This is a genomic window from Actinomadura gamaensis (assembly GCF_042652125.1).
GTDB lineage: Bacteria > Actinomycetota > Actinomycetes > Streptosporangiales > Streptosporangiaceae > Spirillospora > Spirillospora gamaensis.
On sequence record NZ_JBHSIT010000005.1, the window covers coordinates 346,119 to 367,111 of the forward strand.

Below are 20,993 nucleotides of genomic sequence, written 5' to 3' on the forward strand. Positions count from 1 at the left end.
TACCACCTGCTGAGAAGGACTGACATGGCTGGACTGGGCACCTCCGAAATTCTGATCCTGCTGCTGATCGTCGTGCTGATCTTCGGCTCGGCGAAGCTGCCGCAGCTGGCGCGGTCCCTCGGCAAGTCCGCGCGGATCCTGAAGGCCGAGACCAAGGGCCTGGTCGAGGACGACGACGACAAGCCGCAGACGGCCGCGCAGGCGCAGGCCGCTCCGGCTCCGGCCGCGGCTCCGGCGCCGTCCGGGGGCGAGGACGCCCGCGAGCGCGCGGCGCGGCTGCGCGAGGAGGCCGCGCGGCTGGAGCGTGAGGCCGCGGCGGCCGACCGGCGTCCCGGAGCGCTGGCGTCGGGTGAGGCGATCGAGGGCGTGCCGGTCGAGCGCGGCCAGTACCGCGCCAACGGCTGACGGCCCGTCCCCCCGAGGCTTTCCGCACGGACCGGCCGCGCGCCGCTCCCCGACCCCTGATTGCCCACCATGAAGATGAAGAGGCGGCCCGTCGACCCCGAGGGCCGGATGCCGCTCATGGACCACCTCCGCGAGCTGCGCAATCGCCTGATCAAGGCGATGCTCGGCCTGGCGGTCGGCACCGGCGTCGGCTGGCTGTTCTTCAATCCGATCTGGCGGTTCGTGACCGAGCCGTTCACGCGGATCCCGCCCGAGCACTGCATCAACCACAAGTGCGACCTGGTCGTCCACGGGATCTTCGACGGGTTCTTCATCCACATGAAGGTCGCGCTGCTGGCGGGCGCGGTGATCTCCTCGCCGGTCTGGCTGTACCAGCTGTGGGCGTTCGTCGCGCCTGGGCTGTACCGGCGGGAGAAGCGCTGGACCTACACCTTCATCGTCGCGGCGGTGCCGCTGTTCGTGGCGGGCGCGGCCCTGGCGTACGTGACGATGGACAAGGGCCTGAAGATCCTGATCGGGCTCGCGCCGGGCAGCTCCACGGTGCTGGTGGGCGTGGAGTCCTACCTCGGCTACGCGCAGGCGATGCTGCTGATCTTCGGCCTGGCGTTCGAGCTGCCGCTGTTCGTGGTGATCCTGAACATGGCCGGGGTGCTGCCGCACAGCGCGATCCGCCGGTTCCGGCGCATGATGATCTTCGGGATCTTCGTGTTCGCGGCGGTCGCCACCCCCAGCCAGGACCCGTTCACCATGCTGGCCCTCGCGATCCCCACGGTGGTGCTCTTCGAGGTGGCCGAGGTGCTGGCGTACCTGAACGACCGGCGGCGGGCGAGCGCGCCCGACCCGTACGAGGGCCTGTCGGACGACGAGGCCGCCCCGCTCGACCTGGACCGCATCGACGCCGAGCTCGAAGGCGGCGGCCGAGGCCGCAACCGCTGACCCGCCCCCGCCTCCTTCCGGACCAGCCCGCCCCCTTCCGGACCTGCCCGTCCGCTTACCGGCCCGCCCGGTCCCTGCCGGGGCCGCCCGGTCCTTTCGGGGCCGCCCGGGCCCTTCCGAAGCCGCCCGGGTACTTCCGAGGCCGCTCCTGAGCGGGCCGTGACCCGTCCTTGTCCAGCCGATCCGTCCCGGACGCGCCGGATCGACCGTCCGGGAAAGTCATCGGCCCCGAATTGGGAATCCGGGCGGGCGAAACCGTAGGCTCGGAGGCATGAGCACCCCCGACACGCAGTCGGTCGAGCCGTCCCCGGCGGAACGGTACCGCGCCTACCGGTCCCGGACCGCGGGGAACGGGCCCGCGCTGCTGGACTTCCAGACCCTGTACGACTTCGAGCTGGACGCGTTCCAGATCGAGGCGTGCCGGGCGCTGGAGGGCGGCAGCGCCGTCCTGGTCGCCGCGCCCACCGGATCCGGCAAGACCCTCGTCGGTGAGTTCGCGGTGCACCTGGCGCTGCTCGGCGGCGGCAAGTGCTTCTACACCACGCCGATCAAGGCGCTGTCGAACCAGAAGTACGCCGACCTCGTCCGCCGCTACGGGCCCGAGAAGGTCGGGCTGCTGACCGGCGACAACAGCGTCAACGGCGAGGCGCCGATCGTGGTGATGACCACCGAGGTGCTCCGCAACATGCTGTACGCGGGGTCGCAGACCCTCGCCGGGCTGGCGTTCGTGGTGATGGACGAGGTGCACTACCTCGCCGACCGGTTCCGCGGCGCGGTCTGGGAGGAAGTGATCATCCACGTGCCGGACTCGGTGCGGATCGTGGCGCTGTCGGCGACGGTGTCCAACGCCGAGGAGTTCGGCGAGTGGCTGCAGGAGGTCCGCGGCGACACGGCCGTGATCGTCGACGAGCACCGGCCCGTCCCGCTGTTCCAGCACATGATGGTCGGCACCCGCCTGTACGACCTGTTCGTCGAGCAGGGCCGGGGCGAGGGCCGCAAGGCGAAGCTGAACCCGCAGCTCACGCGGATGGCGGTGGAGGAGGTCCGGCGCGCCAAGGTCAACCAGGGCCGCCGCACGGGCCGCCGCCGCGCGCCGCGCCCGCAGCGGTACCGTCCGCCGCTGCGCCCGGACGTCGTGGAGCGGCTGGAACGCGCCGGGCTGCTGCCCGCGATCACGTTCATCTTCTCCCGCAACGGCTGCGACACGGCCGTCCTGCAGTGCCTGCACGCGGGGCTGCGGCTGACCTCCCGCGAGGAGGCCGAGGAGATCCGGGCGCACGTGGAGCTGCGCACCGCCGACCTCGACCCCGCCGACCTGCACGTCCTCGGCTACCACGACTTCCTGTCGGCGTTGGAGCGGGGCATCGCCGCGCACCACGCCGGGATGCTGCCGACGTTCAAGGAGATCGTCGAGGAGCTGTTCACCCGCGGGCTGATCAAGGCGGTGTTCGCGACCGAGACGCTGGCGCTCGGCATCAACATGCCCGCCCGCACCGTGGTGATCGAGAAGCTGGACAAGTGGAACGGCGAGGCGCACGTCGACCTCACCCCCGGCGAGTACACCCAGCTCACCGGGCGCGCCGGGCGGCGAGGCATCGACGTGGAGGGCCACGCGGTGGTGATCTGGGGTCCGAACGTGGAGCCCGCGTCGGTCGCGGGCCTCGCCGGCGCCCGCACCTACCCGCTGAACTCCAGCTTCCGGCCGTCCTACAACATGGCGGTGAACCTGGTCGGCGCGGTCGGCATCGAACGCGCCCGGAACCTGCTGGAGCAGTCGTTCGCTCAGTTCCAGGCCGACCGGGCCGTGGTCGGGCTGGCCCGGCAGGTCCGCAAGAACGAGGAGGCGCTGCGCGGGTACGCCAAGGCCGCCGAGTGCCATCTCGGCGACTTCATGGAGTACGCGGCGCTGCGCCGCCGCCTGTCGGACCGGGAGGCCGAGCTGTCGCGGGAGCGGTCGGCGTCGCGGCGCGCCGAGGCGGCCCGGTCGCTGGAGCACCTGCGTCCCGGTGACGTGATCCTCGTGCCGTCCGGACGCCGCTCGGGCCTCGCCGTCGTGCTGGATCCGGGCCTCGGACGCCGCTCGGACGGTGCCGCGCCGCTGGTGCTGACCGCGGGGGCGTCGGTGCAGCGCCTGTCGATCCACGACTTCCCGCGCCCGGTGGAGCCGGTCGACCGGATCCGCGTGCCGAAGTCGTTCAGCCCCCGCAACCCGCAGATGCGCCGCGACCTGGCGTCCACGCTGCGGAACAAGGTCGCCGGGGACGTCCGCGACCGCAAGCGCGTGCGTGACACGCCCACCGGGGACGACGCGGAGATCGCGCGGCTGCGCGCCGAGCTGCGCGCGCACCCGGTGCACGGCTGCGACCAGCGCGAGGACCACGCCCGCTGGGCCGAGCGGTTCTTCCGGCTGGAGCGCGAGACCGAGCAGCTCCGCCGCCGCGTCGAGGGCCGCTCGCAGGTGATCGCCCGCACGTTCGACCGGGTCTGCGCCGTCCTGCAGCAGCTCGGCTACCTCGACGGCGGGGAGGTCACCGACGAGGGCCGCCGCCTCGGCCGCATCTACAACGAGCTGGACCTGCTGACCGCCGAGTCGCTGCGCGAGGGCCTGTGGGAGAGGCTCGACCCGGCCGAGCTGGCCGCGTGCGTGTCGGCGCTGGTGTACGAGTCGCGGCAGCCGGACGACGCGTCCGCGCCCCGCGTCCCGGGCGGCGCCGCGCAGGACGCGCTGGCCCGCATGATCCGGCTGTGGGGCGAGCTGGACGGCGTCGAGAAGGACAACCAGGTCGCGTTCCTCCGCGAACCCGACCTCGGGTTCGCCTGGACCGCCTACCGCTGGGCCAAGGGCGACGAGCTGGACGAGGTCCTCATGGACGGCGACATGACCGCCGGCGACTTCGTCCGGGCCGTCAAGCAGCTCCTGGACCTGCTCGGCCAGGTCGCCGACGCCGCCGAACCCAACAGCCACATCCGCAAGACCGCCCGCCGCGCCATGGACGCCATGCGCCGCGGCGTGGTCGCCTACACCTCCGTCGCCTGACCCGGAGCCGACCGAAGGGACCGACCATGCCGGACGAGCCGTCCACCCCGCCCGACACGCCCTCCCCGGCCGGCTCGTCCTCTCCGACCGGCTCGTCGTCGCCGGACGGGCCGTTCCCGCAGGACGTGGTGGAGGCGGTCACGCGGCACATGAACGACGACCACGCCGCCGACTGCCTGGCGATCTGCCGGGCGCTCGGCGGCGTCCCGTCCGCCACCGCCGCGCGGATGACCGGGCTGACCGGGGAGGCGTTCGAGTTCGCCGCGACGGTCGCCGGCGCCGAGGTCCCGGTCCGCGTCCCGTTCGCCGCGCCGCCGACCGAGCGGGCGCAGCTGCGCGCCGAGGCCGTCCGCATGGCCGAGGAGGCCCGCGCCCGCCTCGGCCTGGAACCGCCCCGCGCCCACCCCTCCTGACCTCCGGCGCCCAGAATTCTTCTACAGGCATGTAGAGAATTCGAGGCCGGAGGCGTTCCGGCCTGTTAGCTTCGGTTGCGGTACGTAGTCGTCTCGGCGCGAGGCGTGAACACGTCCCCGATCGGAGTGCGCATGCCCGCGAGGACCGCCGGTGCCCCGGCCGAGCTGCTGGTGGCCCGGAAGCTGCCGCACGTCACGGCGCTGTTCTGGCTACTCAAGATCGTCGCCGTCACGCTGGGCGAGACGGCCGGCGACCTGTTCGGGATCACCCTCGGCGTCGGGTACGTCGCCACCGGGCTGGTGTTCCTGGGGTTCTTCCTGGCCGTCCTGGCGCTCCAGCTGCTCGCGTCCCGGTTCCGCCCGTGGCTGTTCTGGGCCGTCGTGCTCGGCACGAGCATGGTCGGCACGGAGGTGTCGGACTTCCTCGACCGCGGTCCCGGGCACGGCGCCGCCGCCGACGGTCTCGGCTACGGGTGGGGCGCGCTGGTCCTCTCGGCGCTGCTCGCGGCCGTGTTCGCGGCGTGGTGGCGCACCGGGCAGAGCCGCGACGTCGAGCGCATCTCCAGCCGCAGCGGCGAGGCGCTGTACTGGGCGGCGATCCTGGTGTCCAACACGCTGGGCACCGCGAGCGGCGACTGGCTCTCCGACGACACCGGGCTCGGCTTCCGCGCCGCGTTCCTGATCATCGCCGCCGCCATGGTCGTCCTCGTCGCCGCGCACTACCTCACCGGCGTCAGCGGGACGCTGCTGTTCTGGACGGCGTTCGTCCTCACCCGTCCGCTCGGCGCCGCGGGCGGGGACGCGCTGACCAAGCCGGCCGGCGAGGGCGGCCTCGGTTGGGGAACCCTCGGCGGCTCGGCCGCGCTGCTCGGCCTGCTCGTCGCGCTGGCCGCCCACCAGGCGCGGGACCTCCGCCGCCGTCCACTCGCGCCGCTGCCCCTCCCGATCGACCGCCGCACCGGACGGCCGCAGACCCCCAACGGGGCGCTCATCGCCCCGCCCGCCGACCACTCCGCCTACACCTCGTAGGGAACGCCCGTCCCGGAACGGCGATGCGTCTCGCTCGGGGCGTCTCGTGCGAGTGAAGGCGGCGCGGGGACGTGGTGGACGCATCAGGTGTATGCCGACGGGACGTAGGGAAAGTAGCCTACGTCACGTCGGGAAGATGCGTCCGTCCCCTTCACGAGTGAGTTAGGTAAGGCTAGCCTCAGTCATGGTGGGACGGCCACGCCGGAAGGGGACGACATGGGCACCGACCACGCGACCGCCCGCAAGGCCGAGCAGGTCGGGTTCGCCGCCGAGCTGCGCGCCGCGACCTGGAGCGGCCACGGCGAGAACGAGAGCTCGGCGTTCATGACCGACCTCGCCGAGGGACGGATCGACCGCGCCGGCTACGTCCGGTTCCTCGGGCAGCTCCTCCACGTCTACGACGCCCTGGAGACCGTCGCCGACCGCTGGGCGGACGACCCGGTCGCCGCCGCGTTCGACCTGCCGGGCCTGCGCCGCCGCGAGGCGCTGCGCGCCGACCTCGCGCACTTCCAGGGGCACGCCGAGCCGTGTGCCCCGACCCCCGCGACCCGCCGCTACGTCGCGGCGATCCGGTCCGCCGGAAACGACCGTCCGGGCGGGTTCGTCGCCCACCACTACACCCGCTACCTCGGCGACCTGTCGGGCGGTCAGTACATCGGCCTCCAGGTCCGCAAGGCGTTCCACCTCGCGGCGGGGGAGCCGGGCGTGCTGTTCTACGCCTTCCCCCACAAGCCGAAGTCCTACAAGGACCGTTACCGGACGCTGCTCGACCGCGCTCCGTGGAGCGCCGCCGAACGCGCCCGCGTCGTCGCCGAGGTCCGGCGCGCCTACCGCCTCAACGCCGACCTCAGCGCCAGCCTCGGCGCCTGAGCATTACCGCGAGGTTCGGCGGACGAGCTCCACCGGAAGCCTCTGCGCCTGAGCGCTGTCGCGAGGCTCGGCGACTGCTTTCCACCGCGAGCCCCGGCGGCTGAGCGCTGCCGCGAGGCTCGGCCGCCGGTCACTCCTCCTCGTCCGCCGGGCGGTGCGCGAACTCGATCAGGCCCGGCAGGTCCACCACCGTGATGCGCCGCCAGCCCGTCCGGACCAGGCCCTCCTGGCGCAGCCGGTTCAGCCCGCGCGCGACCGTCTCGCGCGAGGCGTCCATCCACGACCCCAGCTCCTGCTGCGACAGGGGCGGGGCGATGTCGACGCCGCCGTCCGGCGCAGGGGGCGCGTGCCGGGCCGACAGCTCCGCCAGGTGCGCCAGCAGCAGCGCCAGCCGCTGGTCCCCGCGCACCGCCACGTGCGCGCGGGCCCGCTGGTCGGCGTCGTCCAGCCGCCGCACGAAGGTGCCGCTCACCAGCCGCCACACCCGCGGGTTGGCGTCCAGGAACGCCGTGAACCGGGCCGCCGGCACCACCCGCGCCCGCACCGCCGACAGCGCCGTGATCGTCGCCGACCGGTGCCGGGCGCCCAGCACCGCGCTCTCGCACACCAGGTCGCCGGGCCCCCGCACGGCGAGCACCACGGCCGTCCCGTCCTCGGTGGACGAGGCGACCTTCACCCACCCGGACTCGATCACGATGATGTGGTCCGACTCGTCGCCCTGCAGGCACAGCGGGGTGCGGGCGGCGAACGTCCGCGGCCGTGCCACCGCCCGCAGCGCGTCCCGCTCGGCGGCCGTCAACGCGCCCCAGAAGTCGTCGGGACGCACCGGAAGTTTCCTCTCGATCAACGGGGGTTCCGTTCTCCGAGCCTCCCCGGGGAAGGGGGCTCGCGGTGTCGGGACGGGGAGACCGGCGCCCGCGGCGGATGGGGGGAGTGGGGCGATGAGGCCCGAGCCGCGGGCGCCGGTCGCTTCTGCCGGTCGCCGCGGCGCCGCCGGTGACCCTGCGTGCCGCGCCACTGCGCGCTCCTCGCGACTGCCAGCCGACCTCCCACGCGACCCTCGGCGACCACGGGGCGCCCCTTCCGGGACGTCCGCTCCCTCCAGCAGACACTCCGCCCCTCTGCCATGCTGCACCCCGCGACCCATCCCGTCTGCGTCCTCTGACTCACAGCGGCCGCTACTTTCCGTCAAGCCGCTCCGTTGACGGACGCGCCGCACGGCGCCGACGCCTTGTGCGGCCCGTCCGTCAGGCTGCCGACGCGAGGTGGCCGGGGGTCAGTGGTCGGCGGCCTGGAGGGCGGCGGCGACGGGTTCGAGCCCTGCGATCAGCTCGTCGAGTTCGGCGGGGCTGAGGACGTCGTAGGCGGGGGCCGCCAGTTCGTCGGTGCGGGACTCGATCTGCTCCCTGGTCCTGCGGCCGGCCTCGGTGAACCCGCCGTCGGCGTCCACGAGGCCGCGGTCGCGCAGTCCGTCGATGACGGCGGCGAGCCGCGCCTCGGGCAGGTGGTGGACGCGGCCGAACTGCTCCGCCTTCATCCCGAGGGAGAGGGCGACCAGGACGTGCGCCTCGGTGCCGCCGACGCCGTGGGCGAGGAGGACGGCGTTGTGGCCGTCCCCGCGGTGCTCGCGCAGCAGCGTCGCCGCGTGCCAGAGCCTGGCCACCGGCTCCTCGGGGACGTCGAGCGCCCGGAGCCCGGCGTACAGCGCGCGGCCCTCGGTCGGCGCGCTGACCGCCGCCCGGGTGGCGAGGTCGGCGACGCGCGCGAGGCCGGAGGAGTCGGCCAGATCACCGATCAGCCGCCGCAGCGCGGCGGCGCTGCTCCGCTCGCGCACGGCGATCGCCTCCTGCGGGGTGGTCTTCCCCCAGACCCACGGGATGTGGCGCGCCACCTCGCCCTCGGCGAAGTTGTAGAAGACCGCGTGCACCACCTCGGCCGGCGCGAGCCCGAGCGGCGCGGCCCGGCCCGCGAAGTACCCGTCCCAGTAGTTCCGCATGCCGAGGGCGAGGAACGCTTCATTCGGCCCCTCGGAGAACGTGATCGTGCCGATCGGCTCGACGAGCTCGGACATGCGGTGGATCTTCGCCTGCGGGTGCGACATGGTCGGCTTCTCCTGTGGTTGCGGCGCCCCGGTGGGCGGCCTCTCACCATGGCTACGAACCGTCCGCCCCCGATCCGACAACACCGCTCAAATCTTTTTTCCGGGCGGCCGGGCCGGGACGGGCGGGACCCCGCTCAGCGCGGCACCGCGTCGCCGGACCTGCCGGCGGACGCCCGTCCCGGGCCTTGGACCGCTTGGCGGAGCGGGGTGCCGTCGCGCATCTGCCGCAGCGTCAGGTGCAGGGTCGGGCCGGCTTCGCGGCCGACCAGGACCGCGACGAGAATCGAGATCGCGGCGGAGCTCAGGCACAGCGTGCAGAACGTGCCGGTCAGCACGGGCTGGGCGACCGTCAGGACGATTCCGGTCACGGCCAGCGCGGCGGCCACGGCGCCGACGAGCAGGACGAGCCACGGGCGTTCCCGCCGGCGATGGCGTCCTCCGGAGGCTTCGAGCACCGCCTCGAACAGGTAGGCGGCGGCGCCCAGGGCCGCGTCCCGGACCGGGAGGCTGCGAGAGAGCGCCGAGGTGAGCACCTTCCGGCTGCCGTCGCCGAAGAACGGGTCCCAGACCGAGCCGAGGACCTCGTACTGGTAGAGCGCCAGATAGGTGGAGACGGCGCAGCCCGCCAGCGCGAGCACGACCACGGGCAGGCGCTGCGCGGGAGCGGACGGATTTCGATCACGCCCGGTCACGATGGTTCACCTCCCGCTCCCGTTCCGGATCGCCGTCGCCGGATGCCGTCCCGAGGGGCCGTCCCGTTGCTCCACGTCCAAGGCCGTGTTGACCTGCACCAGCGTGTCCGGGCGGCCGTCACCGGCGGCGCAGCAGGAACGCGCCCAGCGCGAGCGCGGCGGTCGCGCCCGCGGCGACGAGCAGCGGACGCTCGTGCTGGGACGCCCACAGCTGGGGGCTGGCGCCGTGCGCCTGCCGGTCGAAGTCCCCGTGCGCGCCGAAGTCGCGGCCGCCCGGGTCGTCGGCGGGTTCCCAGAGGTTGGCGGGCTGGTCGGGATCGCGGAGCTGCTCGGTCTGCTGCGAGCCGTAGCCCGTTCTGGCCAGGTACCGGTCCAGCAGCCCGGGCGCGACCTTGTTGGCCAGCAGCGTCGCCGCGGTCGTCTCCCCGACCCAGTACTCCCGCCGCGCCGGATGCTCCGCGGCGAACACCAGGGCCTCCGCCGCCACCTCCGGCTGGTAGATGGGCGGGACCGGCTGCGCGTGCCGGGGGAGCCGGGACAGCACCCAGTCGAACTGCGGGGTGTTCACCGCCGGCATCTGCACCATGGTGATCTTGACGTTGCTGCGGTCGTGCATCAGCTCGCAGCGCAGCGACTCGGTGAAGCCCTGGATCGCGTGCTTGGCTCCGGAGTAGGCGCTCTGCAGGGGGATGCCCCGGTAGGCCAGGGCGGAGCCGGTCTGCACGATGACGCCCTTGTCGCGCGGCAGCATCCGCTTCAGCGCCGCCCTGGTGCCGTGAACGAAGCCCAGATAGGTGACCTGGGTGACGCGCTCGAACTCGTCCGGCTCGATCTGCGTGAACGGCGCGAACACGGAGGTGAAGGCGACGTTCACCCACGCATCGATCGGCCCCAGCTCCCGTTCGATCCGGTCGGCCGCTGCTTCCACGCTCGCGTGGTCGGCCATGTCGGCGGCGACGACCAGCGGCCTGCCGCCCGCCTTCTCGACGTCGCGCGCCGCGCCGTCCAGGCCCTTCTCCCCGCGCGCGACGAGCGCGACGCGGGCGCCGCGCCGCGCGAACGCCACCGCCGTGGCGCGGCCGATCCCGCCGCTGGCTCCCGTCACGACGACGACGGTGTCCTTGCCGATCTTCTGCTCCACCGCGACTCTCCTCCCTGATGGGACCGGGCGCTCTCGCGCAGTACCCCCACAGCGGATTTCATGCCGCGGTCACTGGAGCTCGTGGAGGACCGCGATCTGCTTCTCCAGGGCCCGGGGGACCCTCCGCCTGCGTGCCAGGGCGGCGGGGAGGCGGCGCAGGAGAGCGGTCAGCGCGCCGCGGGCGGCGGGATCGGTCACGGCGGCACGCGCCAGGCGCCACGTGCGGGCGGCGGTCCGCCCGGGCGACAGGCGCATCCAGGTGACGAGGACGTCGTTGCGCTGCTGCAACGCCCAGCGTTCGGGTGACTGGTGCCCGGCGCCGTGCGGGTCGTGCCAGGCGTGGACGGTGTCCAGATAGGCCAGGCCGCGGTCTCCCGCGGCGAGGTCGAGGGCGAGGAGCGTCTCCTCGCCGCCGAAGAACAGCAGGTCGTCGAAACCGCCCACGGCCAGGAACGCGTCGCGCCGCACGACCGCCCCGCAGGCCGGGAAACCCAGGACCGACGGCCCGGGCAGATCGTCCTCGCGCCCGAGCGGCGCGGTGCCCATCTTCCGGGAGACCGGATCCGGACGGCCGTCGGGCGCGAGGCGGATCCGGCCGACGAGCAGGGCGAGCCGGGGATGGGCGTCCAGGGCGCGGGCGGCGGTGTCCAGCGCGCCGGCCTCCCACCACGAGTCGTCGTCGCTGAAGGCCACGTACGGCGTTCCGGCGCGGCGGACGCCGACGTTGCGCGCGCAGGCCCCGCGGTTGGCGGGCAGCTCGACCACCCGCACCTCGGGGAAGCGGCGGCGGACCGCGTCCGGGCCGCCGTCCCGCGACGCGTTGTCCACCACGATGATCGGCGGACGTTCGGGCAGCTCGCAAAGGCGCCCGAGCGTCCGGAGCAACTGGTCGCGCCGGTCCCGCGTGGCGATGACCACCGTCACGTCGGCGCGCTCCCGTCCCGGCCGGCCGCCGTTCAGCGGAGCCGTCGCACGGACGAGGCCGGACGCGTTCCGTCCGTCCCCGGCCCGAGCCGATCCCCGGTCCCCGTCAGCCACCTCTGAGGGCCTCCTCGATCTTCTTCGCGCCACTGGCCTCTGGGGGGGCTCACGCTCCCGCTACCCGCTGGAACGCGGCCATGCATCGCCTGGGAAATGTTTGGGGAGCGCGGGGGGAAGGTTGTGAGTTCCGGGATCGCGCGAGATCGTTGAGGACGATCCTGCCGGTGCCGTCCGTTGGAGGACCCGCGTGACCGATCCCGCGCCCGCCGCGCTGCCCTCGCCGCCCTACTACGCCGTGGTGTTCACCTCCGTCCGGACCGCCGGAGACGACGGCTTCCAGGAGACCGACGAGCGGCTGATGAAACTGGCCGCCGAGCAGCCCGGATTCCTCGGCGTCGATGCGGCCGCCGGCGCCGACGGCCTCGGGATCGTGGTGTCGTACTGGAAGGACGAGGAGTCGATCGCCGCCTGGCGGGACCACGCGGAGCACGCCCTGGCGCGCGAGTACGGCCGCGAGCACTGGTATGCCTCGTACGCACTGCACGTCGCCAAGGTCGAGCGCGCCCACAGGTTCGCTACCTAAGTCGGTGCCGGAGCCGTCTTCGGCGGGCTGCGGGACGGGTGGGCCGGTCCCTAGCGTCGAGCCCATGGACGATCCAGGCAGATCGCCCAGCTGCACATGCCGCAGGTCCTGCCGGAGGGATCCGTCCCGAAGACGTCACCGGTCACCACCGGCGCGCATCGCGAGGCGTGCGCGGCACGCCTCCCTTGCGCGAACCGGTCACCGCGTCCTTTCACGCGGCGTCGTCGAGCCACTTCCTGATCAGCTTCGCCCATCGGCGGTTGTCGGTGGTCTCCATGAACGTCCGGTGATCGATCATCAGGTAGATCTCGCCGGCCGGGACGGTCCCGAGGATCAGCGGCCTGCCCGCGTTGAGGAGCCCGCCGACGAACCGGCCGTACAGCTCGGTGTACTCGTTGGCCACGGAGGTCACGTCCGACGGCCGCAGCACCAGCGCGCCGCCGTCCCCCCACCCCCGCAGGACGAGCCGGTCCGCGTGGAGCTCCACCTCGCCGCGCCGGGGGAAGAGCACGCTCTGGTCCACGCCGGCGGCGATCCGGTCGCCCCTCCGGCGGCTCCGCAGCTCCACGGTCGTGCATCCGATGTACGGTGCCTGCGCCAGCGGCGCGTCGATCTCGCTCATGACGCCCACCCTGCCCACCGTCACCGGCACGTCGCAGCCTGCCAAGGACGGGTCCGCCCTCGACTTTGGTCGACGCCCGCGCCGCCGCGAGCCGCCCTTCGATGACGTCCCGGACACGGTGCCGATCGCGTGCGGCGGAGCCCGCCCGTCCGGACGCAGGCGGGCGGATAGCATCGGACCCAGCGGCCGCGGAGGTATTGATATGCCCGACATGCCCGACATCACAGACGAGCAGATGCGCGCGCTGATGTCCCGGACCCGCGAGTACTCGGTCGTCCTGCTGAAGGCGGCCGAAGGGCAGGCGTTAGACCGCGCCGATCCTGTCGTCTGGGAGCACGGACGGCGCAACTTCCAGCTCCGCGCCGAGGGCCTCCTGCCGATCGTCTGCCCGGTGCTGGACGACACCGACCTGTGCGGCGTGGGCATCTTCAACGCGTCGGTCGAGCGGACCCGTGAGCTCATGCAGGACGACCCCGGCGTCCGCGCGGGGCTGTTCACCTTCGAGGTCCATCCGGTCCGCAGCTTCCCAGGCGACGCCCTCCCCACCTGACCGGTGGCAGGTGGGGGGCGGCAGGTCGGCTATACGGCCGCCGTCTCTCCCGCGGCTATGAGGCTCTGACGGCATGGCCCGCCGGAATCCGCAGGGACGATGAGCGCGGGCCGTCGCCGGTGGGCGGGAAGCCGCTGCCGACGATCTGGCCGTGGTCATTGATGTCGTAGGCGGTGGTGCCGGCGGCGCCGGGGGCGTCGAAGGAGGTGATCCTTCCGCCGCGGGTGAGGAATCCGTGGCCGGTCGTCGAGCCCTCGGGAACGTAGTAGCCGGTCAGGACGCCGCCGTCGGTGGCCGCGTTGAGGCCGGTGTACTGCGCGCCGGGGACGTCGAAGCGCGTGTAGGCGCCGCGGTCCAGCAGGAAGGCGTGCTGCCGGGTCGCTTCGGGACTGTCCAGGTAGACGCCGACGATCACCCCATGGTCGGTGAGGCGGTGCACGATGGAAAGGCCGGCTCCCGGAAAGGCGACCGGGGTGTACTCGCCGCCGTCCAGCAGGTACTGGGGCTGGGAGCCGTCCGGGCGGACGGTCTGGACGGTCATCCGCCCACGATCGTCGATCCCGAACGGCCAGGTCTCCCGGGCGCCGGCGACGTCGACGGCAGTGAACCCGCCCCGCGCGTAGCGGAATCCATGGATGACGCCGTGGGCGCCGACATAGCTTCCGACGATCTCACCGCGATCGTTGACGCCCGAGGCGAAAGTGCCGGAAAGGCCCTCGGAGTTCGCCTCGCCGGTGGCCTTCGGGTGGTCGATCGTCGAATATCGGCCGTTCGACCGCAGGAATCCGTGGCTGCGTCCAGAGGCGTCGTCGTAGGTGCCGACGATCTCCTCCCGGTCGTTGATGCTCATGGGCATGGTCCCGGTCGATCCCGGCACGTCGACTGCGGTGAACCGGCCGTCGGGCTCCCGCAGGTATCCGTGCCCTCCGCCGGTGATGCCGGTCGCGGCCCGCGCCGACGCCGCCTGGGGGACGGCCGATACCGCGGTGAAAAGCAGCGAGAATGCGACAAGGCCGCGGACCGGCGGCCTGAGCCGGCTTCCAACGCGCACAGCGTTCCTTCCGTGGTCTCTCGGTCACGAAAAGCGAATGCTCGAAGTCCTCGCATCATGCACCGTCCGCAACGCTCGTACTCCTGTCTCTCACACTTCACAAAGGAAGAAAAGGCGGTTCCGGGGAGCGGGCGGCAGGTGCCGGGGGTGGGCTCGGGGCAGTAGCGTGCGGGGATGGGCATGGTGGACACGGTCGGGCTGGTCCTGCATCCGCAGCGCGACTCCAGGGTCGCGGTGGACACGATCATCGGCTGGGCGGCGGGCCGCAGCGGGACCGTCCTCGGGCTGCCGGACGAGATCGGGCGCATCGACTGCAGCGCGGTCCCGGTGCCGGCCGAGGCCCTGGTCGAGCGCGCCGACCTGCTGGTCAGCCTCGGCGGCGACGGCACGATGCTGCGCTGCATGCGGCTGGCGTCCGGGGGCGCCACTCCGGTGCTGGGGGTGAACCTGGGCCGCCTCGGGTTCCTGGCCGAGATCGACGTCGACGACCTGCCCGGCGCGCTGTCCAGCATCGACGCGCACCGCTACGAGGTCGAGCCGCGCATGTCGGTGACGGCCCTGCTGCCGGGCGGGCAGGCCGTCACCGCGTTCAACGACGTCGCGCTGGTGCGCGTCCCGGGGGACGGGCTCGCGGCCGTCCAGGTCATCGTGGAGGGCCAGCCGTTCGTCCGGTACGCCGGGGACGCGGTGATCGTCGCCACCTCGACCGGCTCGACGGCCTACAGCTACTCGGCCGGCGGCCCGATCGTGTCACCCGCGGTGGAGGGGTTCCTCGTGATCCCGGCCGCGGCGCACTCGACGTTCAACCGCGCCCTCATGCTCTCCGCGGACGAGACCGTCACGCTGGAACTGCTGCCGACCTGCGGCACGCTCGCGGTGGAGGTGGACGGCGCGGTCGCCGCCCAGCTCGAACCGGGCGACCGGATCACGGTGACGGCGGCCCGCGCCGCCGCGCGGGTCGTCCGGCTCGGCGGCACCACCTTCTACGAACGCGCCCGCCGCAAGCTGCGCGTCAGCGGCAGTGCCGAAGCCGACTGACCCGTCCCGCCGACGACGGCGGCGTGTTCTCGCGCCGACCCGTCAAACGATTCCGGGATCGGCCCCCCGGTAAATCGGGAGGGAAAAGCGCCAGATTGGTTTCGCCGTCAGGCCGGGACGAAATCCAACGGTTTGCTCAGCGTGGAAAGCACCGGCGAGCAGGCGATGCGCTCGGCGATCGCGGGACGGTGAATCTCGAGCTCCGGAGCGAGCAGGAGTTCGTACCGGAACCGCGTCGCCGACTCCTCGCGCTCAAGGCCGACCCGCACTCTCACCTCGGCGTCGGGAACGCCGAGGTCGGCCAGCGCCATTCGCGCCGAAATGGTCATGCAAGCGGCCAGGGAGGCTTCGAGGAGTTCGTGTGGTCGCATTCCCGCCGAACCACCGACGCCGCCCTTGCGCGTGTCCGCGACTCCCTCGTTGCCGTCCGCCTGGAACCTGACCTGCCAAGGCGCCGGAAGCGCCGCAGCCTCGACCATGCTCTCACCCGCCTCTACCAGAACTCATCTGCGCGGATCGTAGCGCTCAGCTCATAATGTGAGAAATAGTGTCCAGATAATGGACATGATGGCGGGGTCGGCGGCCATGCGCGGGGGCTAGTCGTCGATCGCTCGGCCGCGGGCGACGTCCTCGATCGTCAGGTCGGGACGCGGGCGGACGATGCGGGCCGGGTGCCGCCAGACCGCGGCGTCCACCTCGACCTCGACCACCAGTTCCGGTTCGACCTGGACGTACTCGGCAGTGCCGCCGCGCCAGCCGACCGGCAGGCGCGGCGGCCAGGGGTGGGGGCCGGCCGGCGGGCGCAGCAGGCGGGCGATCCGCTCGCGCGCGGGCGCGGTGACCGGCACCGTCCGGCCCACGACATGCAGTTCCCCCTCAGCGTCCATCCGGCCGAGGATCAGCGCGCCCGGACGGGCGAGCGTCCCGGTGATCCCGCCGACGATCGCCTCGGTCGTCCGGCGGCGCTTCCACTTCCACCAGCCGCGACGGCCGGGACGGTACGCCCCGGACGCGCTCTTGGCCACCATGCCCTCCACGCCCTGGGGCGCGAGCACCTCCGCCCACAGCCGCGCCTCGCCGACGTCGCCGATCTGCGGGCACAGCACGACCAGCCCGGCGGGCGGCGCGTCCGCCAGGACCTCGGCCAGGACGAGGCGGCGCTCGCTCAGCGGCCGGGACAGCAGCGCCGTTCCGCCGGTCTCCAGCACGTCCCAGACGATCAGATGGCACGGCTCGCGCCGCGCCAGCTCGGCGTTGCGGCGCGGGCCGGTGTTCCGGCGCTGCAACGCGTCGAAGTCCAGCCGCCCGTCGTGCCAGCGGACGATCTCCCCGTCCAGGATCGTCCCGGGCGGAACCGTCGCCGCGACCGCCTTGACCACCTCGGGGAACGCGGCGTCCAGTGGCCGGAGCTGCCGCGACTGCAACCGCACCTGCCCGCCGTCGGCGCGGAAGGCCAGGCAGCGGAAGCCGTCCCATTTCGGCTCGTACCGCAGTTCCCGCTTCGGCGCCGGGGCGGGCAGGTGATCGGTGGATTGGGCCAGCATCGGGGGAATCGGCCAGGAGAGGATCACCGCGACGGCCCGCGCACCCCGCGCGAGCCGCCGTCCGCCGACCGGCGCAGACCGGCCACCGCCCCCATGACCCCTCGAATACCCCCAGCTCAACCCACCTAATCGTGGCCGTCAGCGGGAGACGGCGGTGGACGCCGGGGAGGTGACGGTGTTCTTCAGCGGGTCCTTGACCCGGATCTTGTAGGTGTGCCGCCCCTTGGGCGCGGACGTATCGGTGTAGGTGAGCGCCGGGGTGCTCCAGAAGGTGGACGGCTTGGTCAGCGTGCCGATCGCCTTCGTCCGGTTGTCGCGCAGGACCTCGTAGGTGAGGTTGGCGTTGTCCATGTCCCAGGTGGACGTCCAGCGGACGGTCACCTTCCCCGCGGACACGGTCGCGCGTGGTGCCGCGAGGTTGAGGGGGCCCGACTTGTTCGGCGCCTTGGCCTTCGCGGCGAAGCGGACCAGGCCCTGCTGCGCCTTGCCGTTCACCGAGGGGAACTCGCCGCCGAGCGCGATGCAGTCGGCGTTGCCGGTGCGACACGCTGTAGACCGCCTTGCCCAGCGGCAGGATCGAGTAGGTCGCGCCGTAGCAGTTGTCCAGCCAGACCAGCTTGCCGTCGTCGGCCTTCGCCGCGAAACGGCCGTCGAACCAGTGGCGGCCCTCGCCGTCCGCCGCGCCGAACACCGTGTCGCCCTGCACCTGAAGGTCGGTGACGTAGGAAAAGTCCGAACCCTGCCTCGCCAGAACGGGACGCGCCTCGAACGGCAGGGTCGCGCCGGAGGTCGGATCGACCTCACCGACGCCCGCCTGCGGCTCGCCGTTGATCGTCTGGAACCGCCCGCCGACCAGCACTCCGCCCTTCGGCGCGACGGCCAGCGCGAACACCTCGTCGTCATCGGCCTGCGGCGCCCACGGCAGGTTCGAGCCGTCGGACGCCCTGACCGCGGCGAGCCGGGTGCGCGGCTTGCCGTTGACATTGAAGAAGTTGCCGCCGAAGTAGACGGTGTTGTTGGTCGCGGCGATCGCGCGGACCTTGTTGGACACCACCGGCTTGAACGCGTCCACCAGCTTGCCGGTCTTGGCGTCGAACGCCGCCAGCCGCGTGTGCGGCTTGCCGTCCACCGTGGTGAACTCGCCGCCCACATAGACCCGCTTGCCGTCCGGCGAGGCCACCACCCGCAGCCCCTGCCCGTTCAGCTTGTGGTTGAAGGAGGCGACCAGGTTGCCGGTGCTGAGGCTGAACGCCAGCAGGTTCTGCCGCGCCACCTCCTTCTTGTCGCCCGGCTTGGTGCCCGGCGGACGCGCCTTGGTGAAACTGCCGGTCGCATACACCGTGTCGCCCACGGTCGCCATGCTCCACACCACGCCGTTCACCTGCCAGGTCGGCAGCGGGTCCGCGCTCATCGTCGCGGGCGTCCCGGCCGCCGGAGCGGTGTCGGCGATCGCGGACCCGGCCGGAACGAACGCCGCACCCAGCAGGGCGGCCCCTCCGGCGAGCGCGATGCCGGAGCGCTTCATCCAGCGGGCGGACGGTACCGGCCCCGCAATACCCGCATCAGCGTTGATGACGACCTCCAAAAATGAAGCAGCGAACAGGACGAGGCGCGCAGAACAGGCCATATCCCCGCGCCGACACCGCGCCCGTTCGGAAATTCTCCGGAATTGCTGAATGGCGGTGACACTACGTGCGGACCCCTTAGGTTCGCGTCAGGAACGCCTTAACACCGGCTTAAGGGCTTAGCTGCTCGTTTGCGCAGTAAGGACCCATCTGGACGGCTTATGCTGGGCGCGCGGCGAGTGTGTTGCTCATCGAAGACGGCCGGCGGCAGAACTCGCACGGCCAGGTGACGGCCGCTCCCGGACGGCCCGCCCCACCGCCCGCCTTACTACCGACGCCGCTGCCTGCGTTAGCGCCGACGCCGTTGCCTGCGTTACCGCCCGCGCCGCCGCCCGCCTCCGGACGGCCCGCGCCGCCGCTTCCACCGGGGCGAACCGTCGAGGCCCGTTCTCCGGCGGCTGCGCCGCTGCCCCCGGACGCCCCGAATCGCTGTTGATGACGACCTCCATAGCTCGGTCGACGAATGCGGCGCGCCACGCCGGACACAGGCGCATTCCCGGCCGATGCCGCCGCGCGGGGGAGCCACCGGAAATGCTGGACGCCGGTGACGTTAGGCGCGCACCCCTTAGACGCGTGTCAGCAACCGCAACCGCTTGACAACTGCTTAAGGGCCTCAGCGCCCGTCCGGCAGCACCGAGCTATGGACGTGCCACCCCGAGCGCGAGTGCGGTGTTATCGCTCGCGGCGGGGCGTCGCGGAGCGGGAGGTAGCGGAGCGGGAGGTCGCGGAGCGTGGCGCCGCGGAGCGAGGTGGTGCCGCGCGCATGTGGTCGCGCACCGGGGACAGCAGGTCGGCCAGGGTTTTGGTGTCGCTGCGCGACAGCGGCTGGAAGAGCTGCCGGCCGACGACCTCGGTGTGGCCGGGGAGCACCTTGGCGAGCAGCGCCCGTCCGGCGTCGGTGATCGTGACCACGACGCCCCGGTCGTCGTCCGCGGAGCGCGTCCGCGTGACCAGGCCCGCCTTCTCCAGCAGCCCGGCCTGGTAGGTGAGGCCGCTGCGGCTGTACACCACGCCGTCGGCGAGGTCGGTCATGCGCTCGCTGCCGCTCGGCGAGTCGAGGCCGAGGCGGGCCAGGAGCTGGAACTGCACGTAACTGAGGTCGCCCGCCTCGCGCAGCTGCTGCTCGACCGCGTGCCGGAGCAGGCCCGCCACCTCCATGAGGGCGAAGTACGCGCCCAGCTGGACGGCGTCCAGGGGCGGCGCTCCCTCGGGCTCGGCGGGCGACCGTGGCTCGGCGGGCGTGCGGGGCTCGGCGGGCGTGCGGGGCTCGGCGGGCGTGTCGACCATGTGCCCCAGCCTAGCGGATGCTTCATCTTCGAAGCACTTGCTTCAAATTCGAAACAGAGCTACGATCCTCCATGTGCTTCAAATTCGAAGCACGTTGGAGAGCGGAGTGAGGCCACCATGAAGGCAGTGCGATTCCACGAGTACGGCACCCCCGGCGTCCTGCGCTACGAGGACGTCGAGCAGCCGGTGCCGGGCGCCGGGCAGGTGCGGGTGCGCGTCGCCGCCACGACGTTCAACGGCGTCGACGGCAACATCCGCGCGGGGCTGATGCAGGGCCCGATGCCTCTGACGCTGCCGCACATCCCCGGCCTGGACGTCGCGGGGACGATCGACGCTCTCGGCGAGGGCGTGACCGGTTTCGCGGTCGGTGACCGGGTCGTCGGGTTCCTGCCGTTCGTCGTGGACGGCGCCTCGGCGGAGTACGTCCTCGCGCCCGCCGAGAGCCTGGCGGCGGCACCGACCTCCATCCCGCTCGCCGACGCGGCGGCGCTGCCGTTGGTCGGGCTCACCGCCTGGCAGGCGCTCTTCGACCACGCCGGTCTGAAGGCCGGGCAACGGATCCTGATCAACGGCGCCGGTGGCGCCGTCGGCGGTTACGCGGTCCAGCTGGCCGGAGCGGCGGGCGCCTACGTGATCGCCACCGGCAGCCCGCGCAGCATCGAGCAGGTCAGGGCGGCCGGTGCCGACGAGGTGATCGACCACTCCGCCACGCCGGTGACCGGCGCGGTGACGGAGCCGGTGGACGTCCTGCTGAACCTCGCGCCGATCGACCCCGACGAGTTCGCCGCGCTGGCCGGTCTCGTCCGCGACGGAGGCGTCGTGGTCAGCACCACCGTGTGGATGACCGCGCCGTCCGACGAGGCTCGTGGCGTGCGGGGCATCGACATCTTCGTCCGCAGCGACGCCGGGCAACTGGCCGAACTGGTGGCGCGGGTCGACCGCGGCGAGCTGACCGTGGACGTCGCGGAGCGCGTCCCGCTGGCCGACCTGGCGTCGGTGCACGCCCGCGCGGCCGAAGGGACGCTCGCGGGCAAGGTCGTCATCCTGCCGACCGCCGAATGACCTGCCGGCCGGGCGGATCAGACCGC

General features: G+C 72.8%; 22 protein-coding genes. 11 read left to right on the plus strand and 11 right to left on the minus strand.

All coding sequences use genetic code 11. The annotated features are described in order from the left end of the window. Nucleotides 1-24: 24 nt before the first annotated feature. The 6 genes from tatA to ACFPCY_RS19310 all read left to right on the plus strand — a co-directional run bounded on the left by tatA (nucleotide 25) and on the right by ACFPCY_RS19310 (nucleotide 6,690). On the plus strand, nucleotides 25-405 hold the full coding sequence (gene tatA / locus ACFPCY_RS19285) for a Sec-independent protein translocase subunit TatA (RefSeq protein WP_378257014.1): 381 nt from the start codon (nucleotides 25-27) through the stop codon (nucleotides 403-405). 69 nt (nucleotides 406-474) lie between these two features. After that, on the plus strand, nucleotides 475-1,341 hold the full coding sequence (tatC, locus tag ACFPCY_RS19290; protein WP_378257016.1) for a twin-arginine translocase subunit TatC: 867 nt from the start codon (nucleotides 475-477) through the stop codon (nucleotides 1,339-1,341). A gap of 271 nt (nucleotides 1,342-1,612) precedes the next feature. Then, nucleotides 1,613-4,378, plus strand: coding sequence for a DEAD/DEAH box helicase (locus ACFPCY_RS19295; protein WP_378257018.1), 2,766 nt, complete (start codon nucleotides 1,613-1,615; stop codon nucleotides 4,376-4,378). Between the two features lie 149 nt (nucleotides 4,379-4,527). Then, nucleotides 4,528-4,791, plus strand: a complete 264-nt coding sequence (locus ACFPCY_RS19300) for a DUF2470 domain-containing protein (protein WP_378257521.1) — start codon at nucleotides 4,528-4,530, stop codon at nucleotides 4,789-4,791. 132 nt (nucleotides 4,792-4,923) lie between these two features. Then, nucleotides 4,924-5,820 (plus strand): COG4705 family protein, encoded by an 897-nt coding sequence (locus tag ACFPCY_RS19305; RefSeq protein WP_378257019.1) that lies wholly within the window; start codon nucleotides 4,924-4,926, stop codon nucleotides 5,818-5,820. Between the two features lie 216 nt (nucleotides 5,821-6,036). Continuing rightward, nucleotides 6,037-6,690: a biliverdin-producing heme oxygenase gene (locus ACFPCY_RS19310; RefSeq protein ID WP_378257021.1), complete on the plus strand. Its 654-nt coding sequence runs from the start codon at nucleotides 6,037-6,039 to the stop codon at nucleotides 6,688-6,690. Nucleotides 6,691-6,820: 130 nt separating this feature from the next. Here ACFPCY_RS19310 and ACFPCY_RS19315 read toward each other — a convergent pair whose 3' ends face one another. The 5 genes from ACFPCY_RS19315 to ACFPCY_RS19335 all read right to left on the minus strand — a co-directional run bounded on the left by ACFPCY_RS19315 (nucleotide 6,821) and on the right by ACFPCY_RS19335 (nucleotide 11,662). Next, entirely contained in the window at nucleotides 6,821-7,516 is a 696-nt protein-coding gene (locus ACFPCY_RS19315; RefSeq protein WP_378257023.1) for a Crp/Fnr family transcriptional regulator, read from the minus strand. Nucleotides 7,517-7,966: 450 nt separating this feature from the next. Next, complete coding sequence (locus ACFPCY_RS19320) at nucleotides 7,967-8,791, minus strand: SCO6745 family protein (RefSeq protein ID WP_378257025.1); 825 nt, start codon at nucleotides 8,789-8,791, stop codon at nucleotides 7,967-7,969. A 134-nt stretch (nucleotides 8,792-8,925) separates the two neighbouring features. Further along, entirely contained in the window at nucleotides 8,926-9,483 is a 558-nt protein-coding gene (locus ACFPCY_RS19325) for a vitamin K epoxide reductase family protein (RefSeq protein WP_378257027.1), read from the minus strand. 118 nt (nucleotides 9,484-9,601) lie between these two features. After that, nucleotides 9,602-10,624, minus strand: coding sequence for an SDR family oxidoreductase (locus tag ACFPCY_RS19330; RefSeq protein WP_378257029.1), 1,023 nt, complete (start codon nucleotides 10,622-10,624; stop codon nucleotides 9,602-9,604). Nucleotides 10,625-10,693: 69 nt separating this feature from the next. Further along, the gene (locus ACFPCY_RS19335) at nucleotides 10,694-11,662 is read right to left on the minus strand and encodes a glycosyltransferase family 2 protein (RefSeq protein ID WP_378257030.1); all 969 of its coding nucleotides are present in this window, start codon (nucleotides 11,660-11,662) and stop codon (nucleotides 10,694-10,696) included. A gap of 190 nt (nucleotides 11,663-11,852) precedes the next feature. Between ACFPCY_RS19335 and ACFPCY_RS19340 the strand changes: the two genes are divergently transcribed. Further along, nucleotides 11,853-12,188: an antibiotic biosynthesis monooxygenase family protein gene (locus ACFPCY_RS19340; protein WP_378257031.1), complete on the plus strand. Its 336-nt coding sequence runs from the start codon at nucleotides 11,853-11,855 to the stop codon at nucleotides 12,186-12,188. Nucleotides 12,189-12,399: 211 nt separating this feature from the next. Here ACFPCY_RS19340 and ACFPCY_RS19345 read toward each other — a convergent pair whose 3' ends face one another. Continuing rightward, nucleotides 12,400-12,810, minus strand: a complete 411-nt coding sequence (locus ACFPCY_RS19345; protein WP_378257033.1) for a hypothetical protein — start codon at nucleotides 12,808-12,810, stop codon at nucleotides 12,400-12,402. 211 nt (nucleotides 12,811-13,021) lie between these two features. On the opposite strand from ACFPCY_RS19345, the gene ACFPCY_RS19350 reads away from it, so the two are divergent. Beyond that, entirely contained in the window at nucleotides 13,022-13,360 is a 339-nt protein-coding gene (locus ACFPCY_RS19350) for a YciI family protein (protein ID WP_378257034.1), read from the plus strand. A 55-nt stretch (nucleotides 13,361-13,415) separates the two neighbouring features. Here ACFPCY_RS19350 and ACFPCY_RS19355 read toward each other — a convergent pair whose 3' ends face one another. Continuing rightward, entirely contained in the window at nucleotides 13,416-14,210 is a 795-nt protein-coding gene (locus tag ACFPCY_RS19355) for a hypothetical protein (protein WP_378257036.1), read from the minus strand. 375 nt (nucleotides 14,211-14,585) lie between these two features. On the opposite strand from ACFPCY_RS19355, the gene ACFPCY_RS19360 reads away from it, so the two are divergent. Next, complete coding sequence (locus ACFPCY_RS19360; protein ID WP_378257038.1) at nucleotides 14,586-15,449, plus strand: NAD(+)/NADH kinase; 864 nt, start codon at nucleotides 14,586-14,588, stop codon at nucleotides 15,447-15,449. Nucleotides 15,450-15,556: 107 nt separating this feature from the next. Here ACFPCY_RS19360 and ACFPCY_RS19365 read toward each other — a convergent pair whose 3' ends face one another. From ACFPCY_RS19365 to ACFPCY_RS19375, 3 genes are all read right to left on the minus strand, one after another. Next, nucleotides 15,557-15,928 (minus strand): OsmC family protein, encoded by a 372-nt coding sequence (locus ACFPCY_RS19365; RefSeq protein ID WP_378257040.1) that lies wholly within the window; start codon nucleotides 15,926-15,928, stop codon nucleotides 15,557-15,559. A 117-nt stretch (nucleotides 15,929-16,045) separates the two neighbouring features. Beyond that, a complete protein-coding gene (locus ACFPCY_RS19370; protein ID WP_378257042.1) occupies nucleotides 16,046-16,993 on the minus strand; it encodes an ATP-dependent DNA ligase in 948 nt (315 codons plus the stop codon). A 138-nt stretch (nucleotides 16,994-17,131) separates the two neighbouring features. Next, a complete protein-coding gene (locus ACFPCY_RS19375; protein ID WP_378257044.1) occupies nucleotides 17,132-17,488 on the minus strand; it encodes a hypothetical protein in 357 nt (118 codons plus the stop codon). On the opposite strand from ACFPCY_RS19375, the gene ACFPCY_RS19380 reads away from it, so the two are divergent. After that, entirely contained in the window at nucleotides 17,478-18,584 is a 1,107-nt protein-coding gene (locus ACFPCY_RS19380) for a hypothetical protein (protein WP_378257045.1), read from the plus strand. The two genes, ACFPCY_RS19375 and ACFPCY_RS19380, sit on opposite strands and share 11 nt — an antisense overlap. 706 nt (nucleotides 18,585-19,290) lie before the next feature. Here ACFPCY_RS19380 and ACFPCY_RS19385 read toward each other — a convergent pair. Beyond that, nucleotides 19,291-19,905, minus strand: a complete 615-nt coding sequence (locus ACFPCY_RS19385) for a MarR family winged helix-turn-helix transcriptional regulator (RefSeq protein ID WP_378257047.1) — start codon at nucleotides 19,903-19,905, stop codon at nucleotides 19,291-19,293. Between the two features lie 117 nt (nucleotides 19,906-20,022). On the opposite strand from ACFPCY_RS19385, the gene ACFPCY_RS19390 reads away from it, so the two are divergent. Then, on the plus strand, nucleotides 20,023-20,967 hold the full coding sequence (locus ACFPCY_RS19390) for an NADP-dependent oxidoreductase (protein WP_378257049.1): 945 nt from the start codon (nucleotides 20,023-20,025) through the stop codon (nucleotides 20,965-20,967). Nucleotides 20,968-20,993 lie beyond the last annotated feature (26 nt).

Bases quoted from the DNA above. Each gene is read 5' to 3' on its own strand.
- tatA (WP_378257014.1), top strand. From the start codon at position 25: ATGGCTGGACTGGGCACCTCCGAAATTCTGATCCTGCTGCTGATCGTC.
- tatC (WP_378257016.1), top strand. From the start codon at position 475: ATGAAGATGAAGAGGCGGCCCGTCGACCCCGAGGGCCGGATGCCGCTC.
- ACFPCY_RS19295 (WP_378257018.1), top strand. From the start codon at position 1,613: ATGAGCACCCCCGACACGCAGTCGGTCGAGCCGTCCCCGGCGGAACGG.
- ACFPCY_RS19300 (WP_378257521.1), top strand. From the start codon at position 4,528: ATGAACGACGACCACGCCGCCGACTGCCTGGCGATCTGCCGGGCGCTC.
- ACFPCY_RS19305 (WP_378257019.1), top strand. From the start codon at position 4,924: ATGCCCGCGAGGACCGCCGGTGCCCCGGCCGAGCTGCTGGTGGCCCGG.
- ACFPCY_RS19310 (WP_378257021.1), top strand. From the start codon at position 6,037: ATGGGCACCGACCACGCGACCGCCCGCAAGGCCGAGCAGGTCGGGTTC.
- ACFPCY_RS19320 (WP_378257025.1), bottom strand. From the start codon at position 8,791: ATGTCGCACCCGCAGGCGAAGATCCACCGCATGTCCGAGCTCGTCGAG.
- ACFPCY_RS19345 (WP_378257033.1), bottom strand. From the start codon at position 12,810: ATGAGCGAGATCGACGCGCCGCTGGCGCAGGCACCGTACATCGGATGC.
- ACFPCY_RS19350 (WP_378257034.1), top strand. From the start codon at position 13,022: ATGCCCGACATCACAGACGAGCAGATGCGCGCGCTGATGTCCCGGACC.
- ACFPCY_RS19355 (WP_378257036.1), bottom strand. From the start codon at position 14,210: ATGAGCATCAACGACCGGGAGGAGATCGTCGGCACCTACGACGACGCC.
- ACFPCY_RS19360 (WP_378257038.1), top strand. From the start codon at position 14,586: ATGGGCATGGTGGACACGGTCGGGCTGGTCCTGCATCCGCAGCGCGAC.
- ACFPCY_RS19365 (WP_378257040.1), bottom strand. From the start codon at position 15,928: ATGGTCGAGGCTGCGGCGCTTCCGGCGCCTTGGCAGGTCAGGTTCCAG.
- ACFPCY_RS19370 (WP_378257042.1), bottom strand. From the start codon at position 16,993: ATGCTGGCCCAATCCACCGATCACCTGCCCGCCCCGGCGCCGAAGCGG.
- ACFPCY_RS19385 (WP_378257047.1), bottom strand. From the start codon at position 19,905: ATGGTCGACACGCCCGCCGAGCCCCGCACGCCCGCCGAGCCCCGCACG.
- ACFPCY_RS19390 (WP_378257049.1), top strand. From the start codon at position 20,023: ATGAAGGCAGTGCGATTCCACGAGTACGGCACCCCCGGCGTCCTGCGC.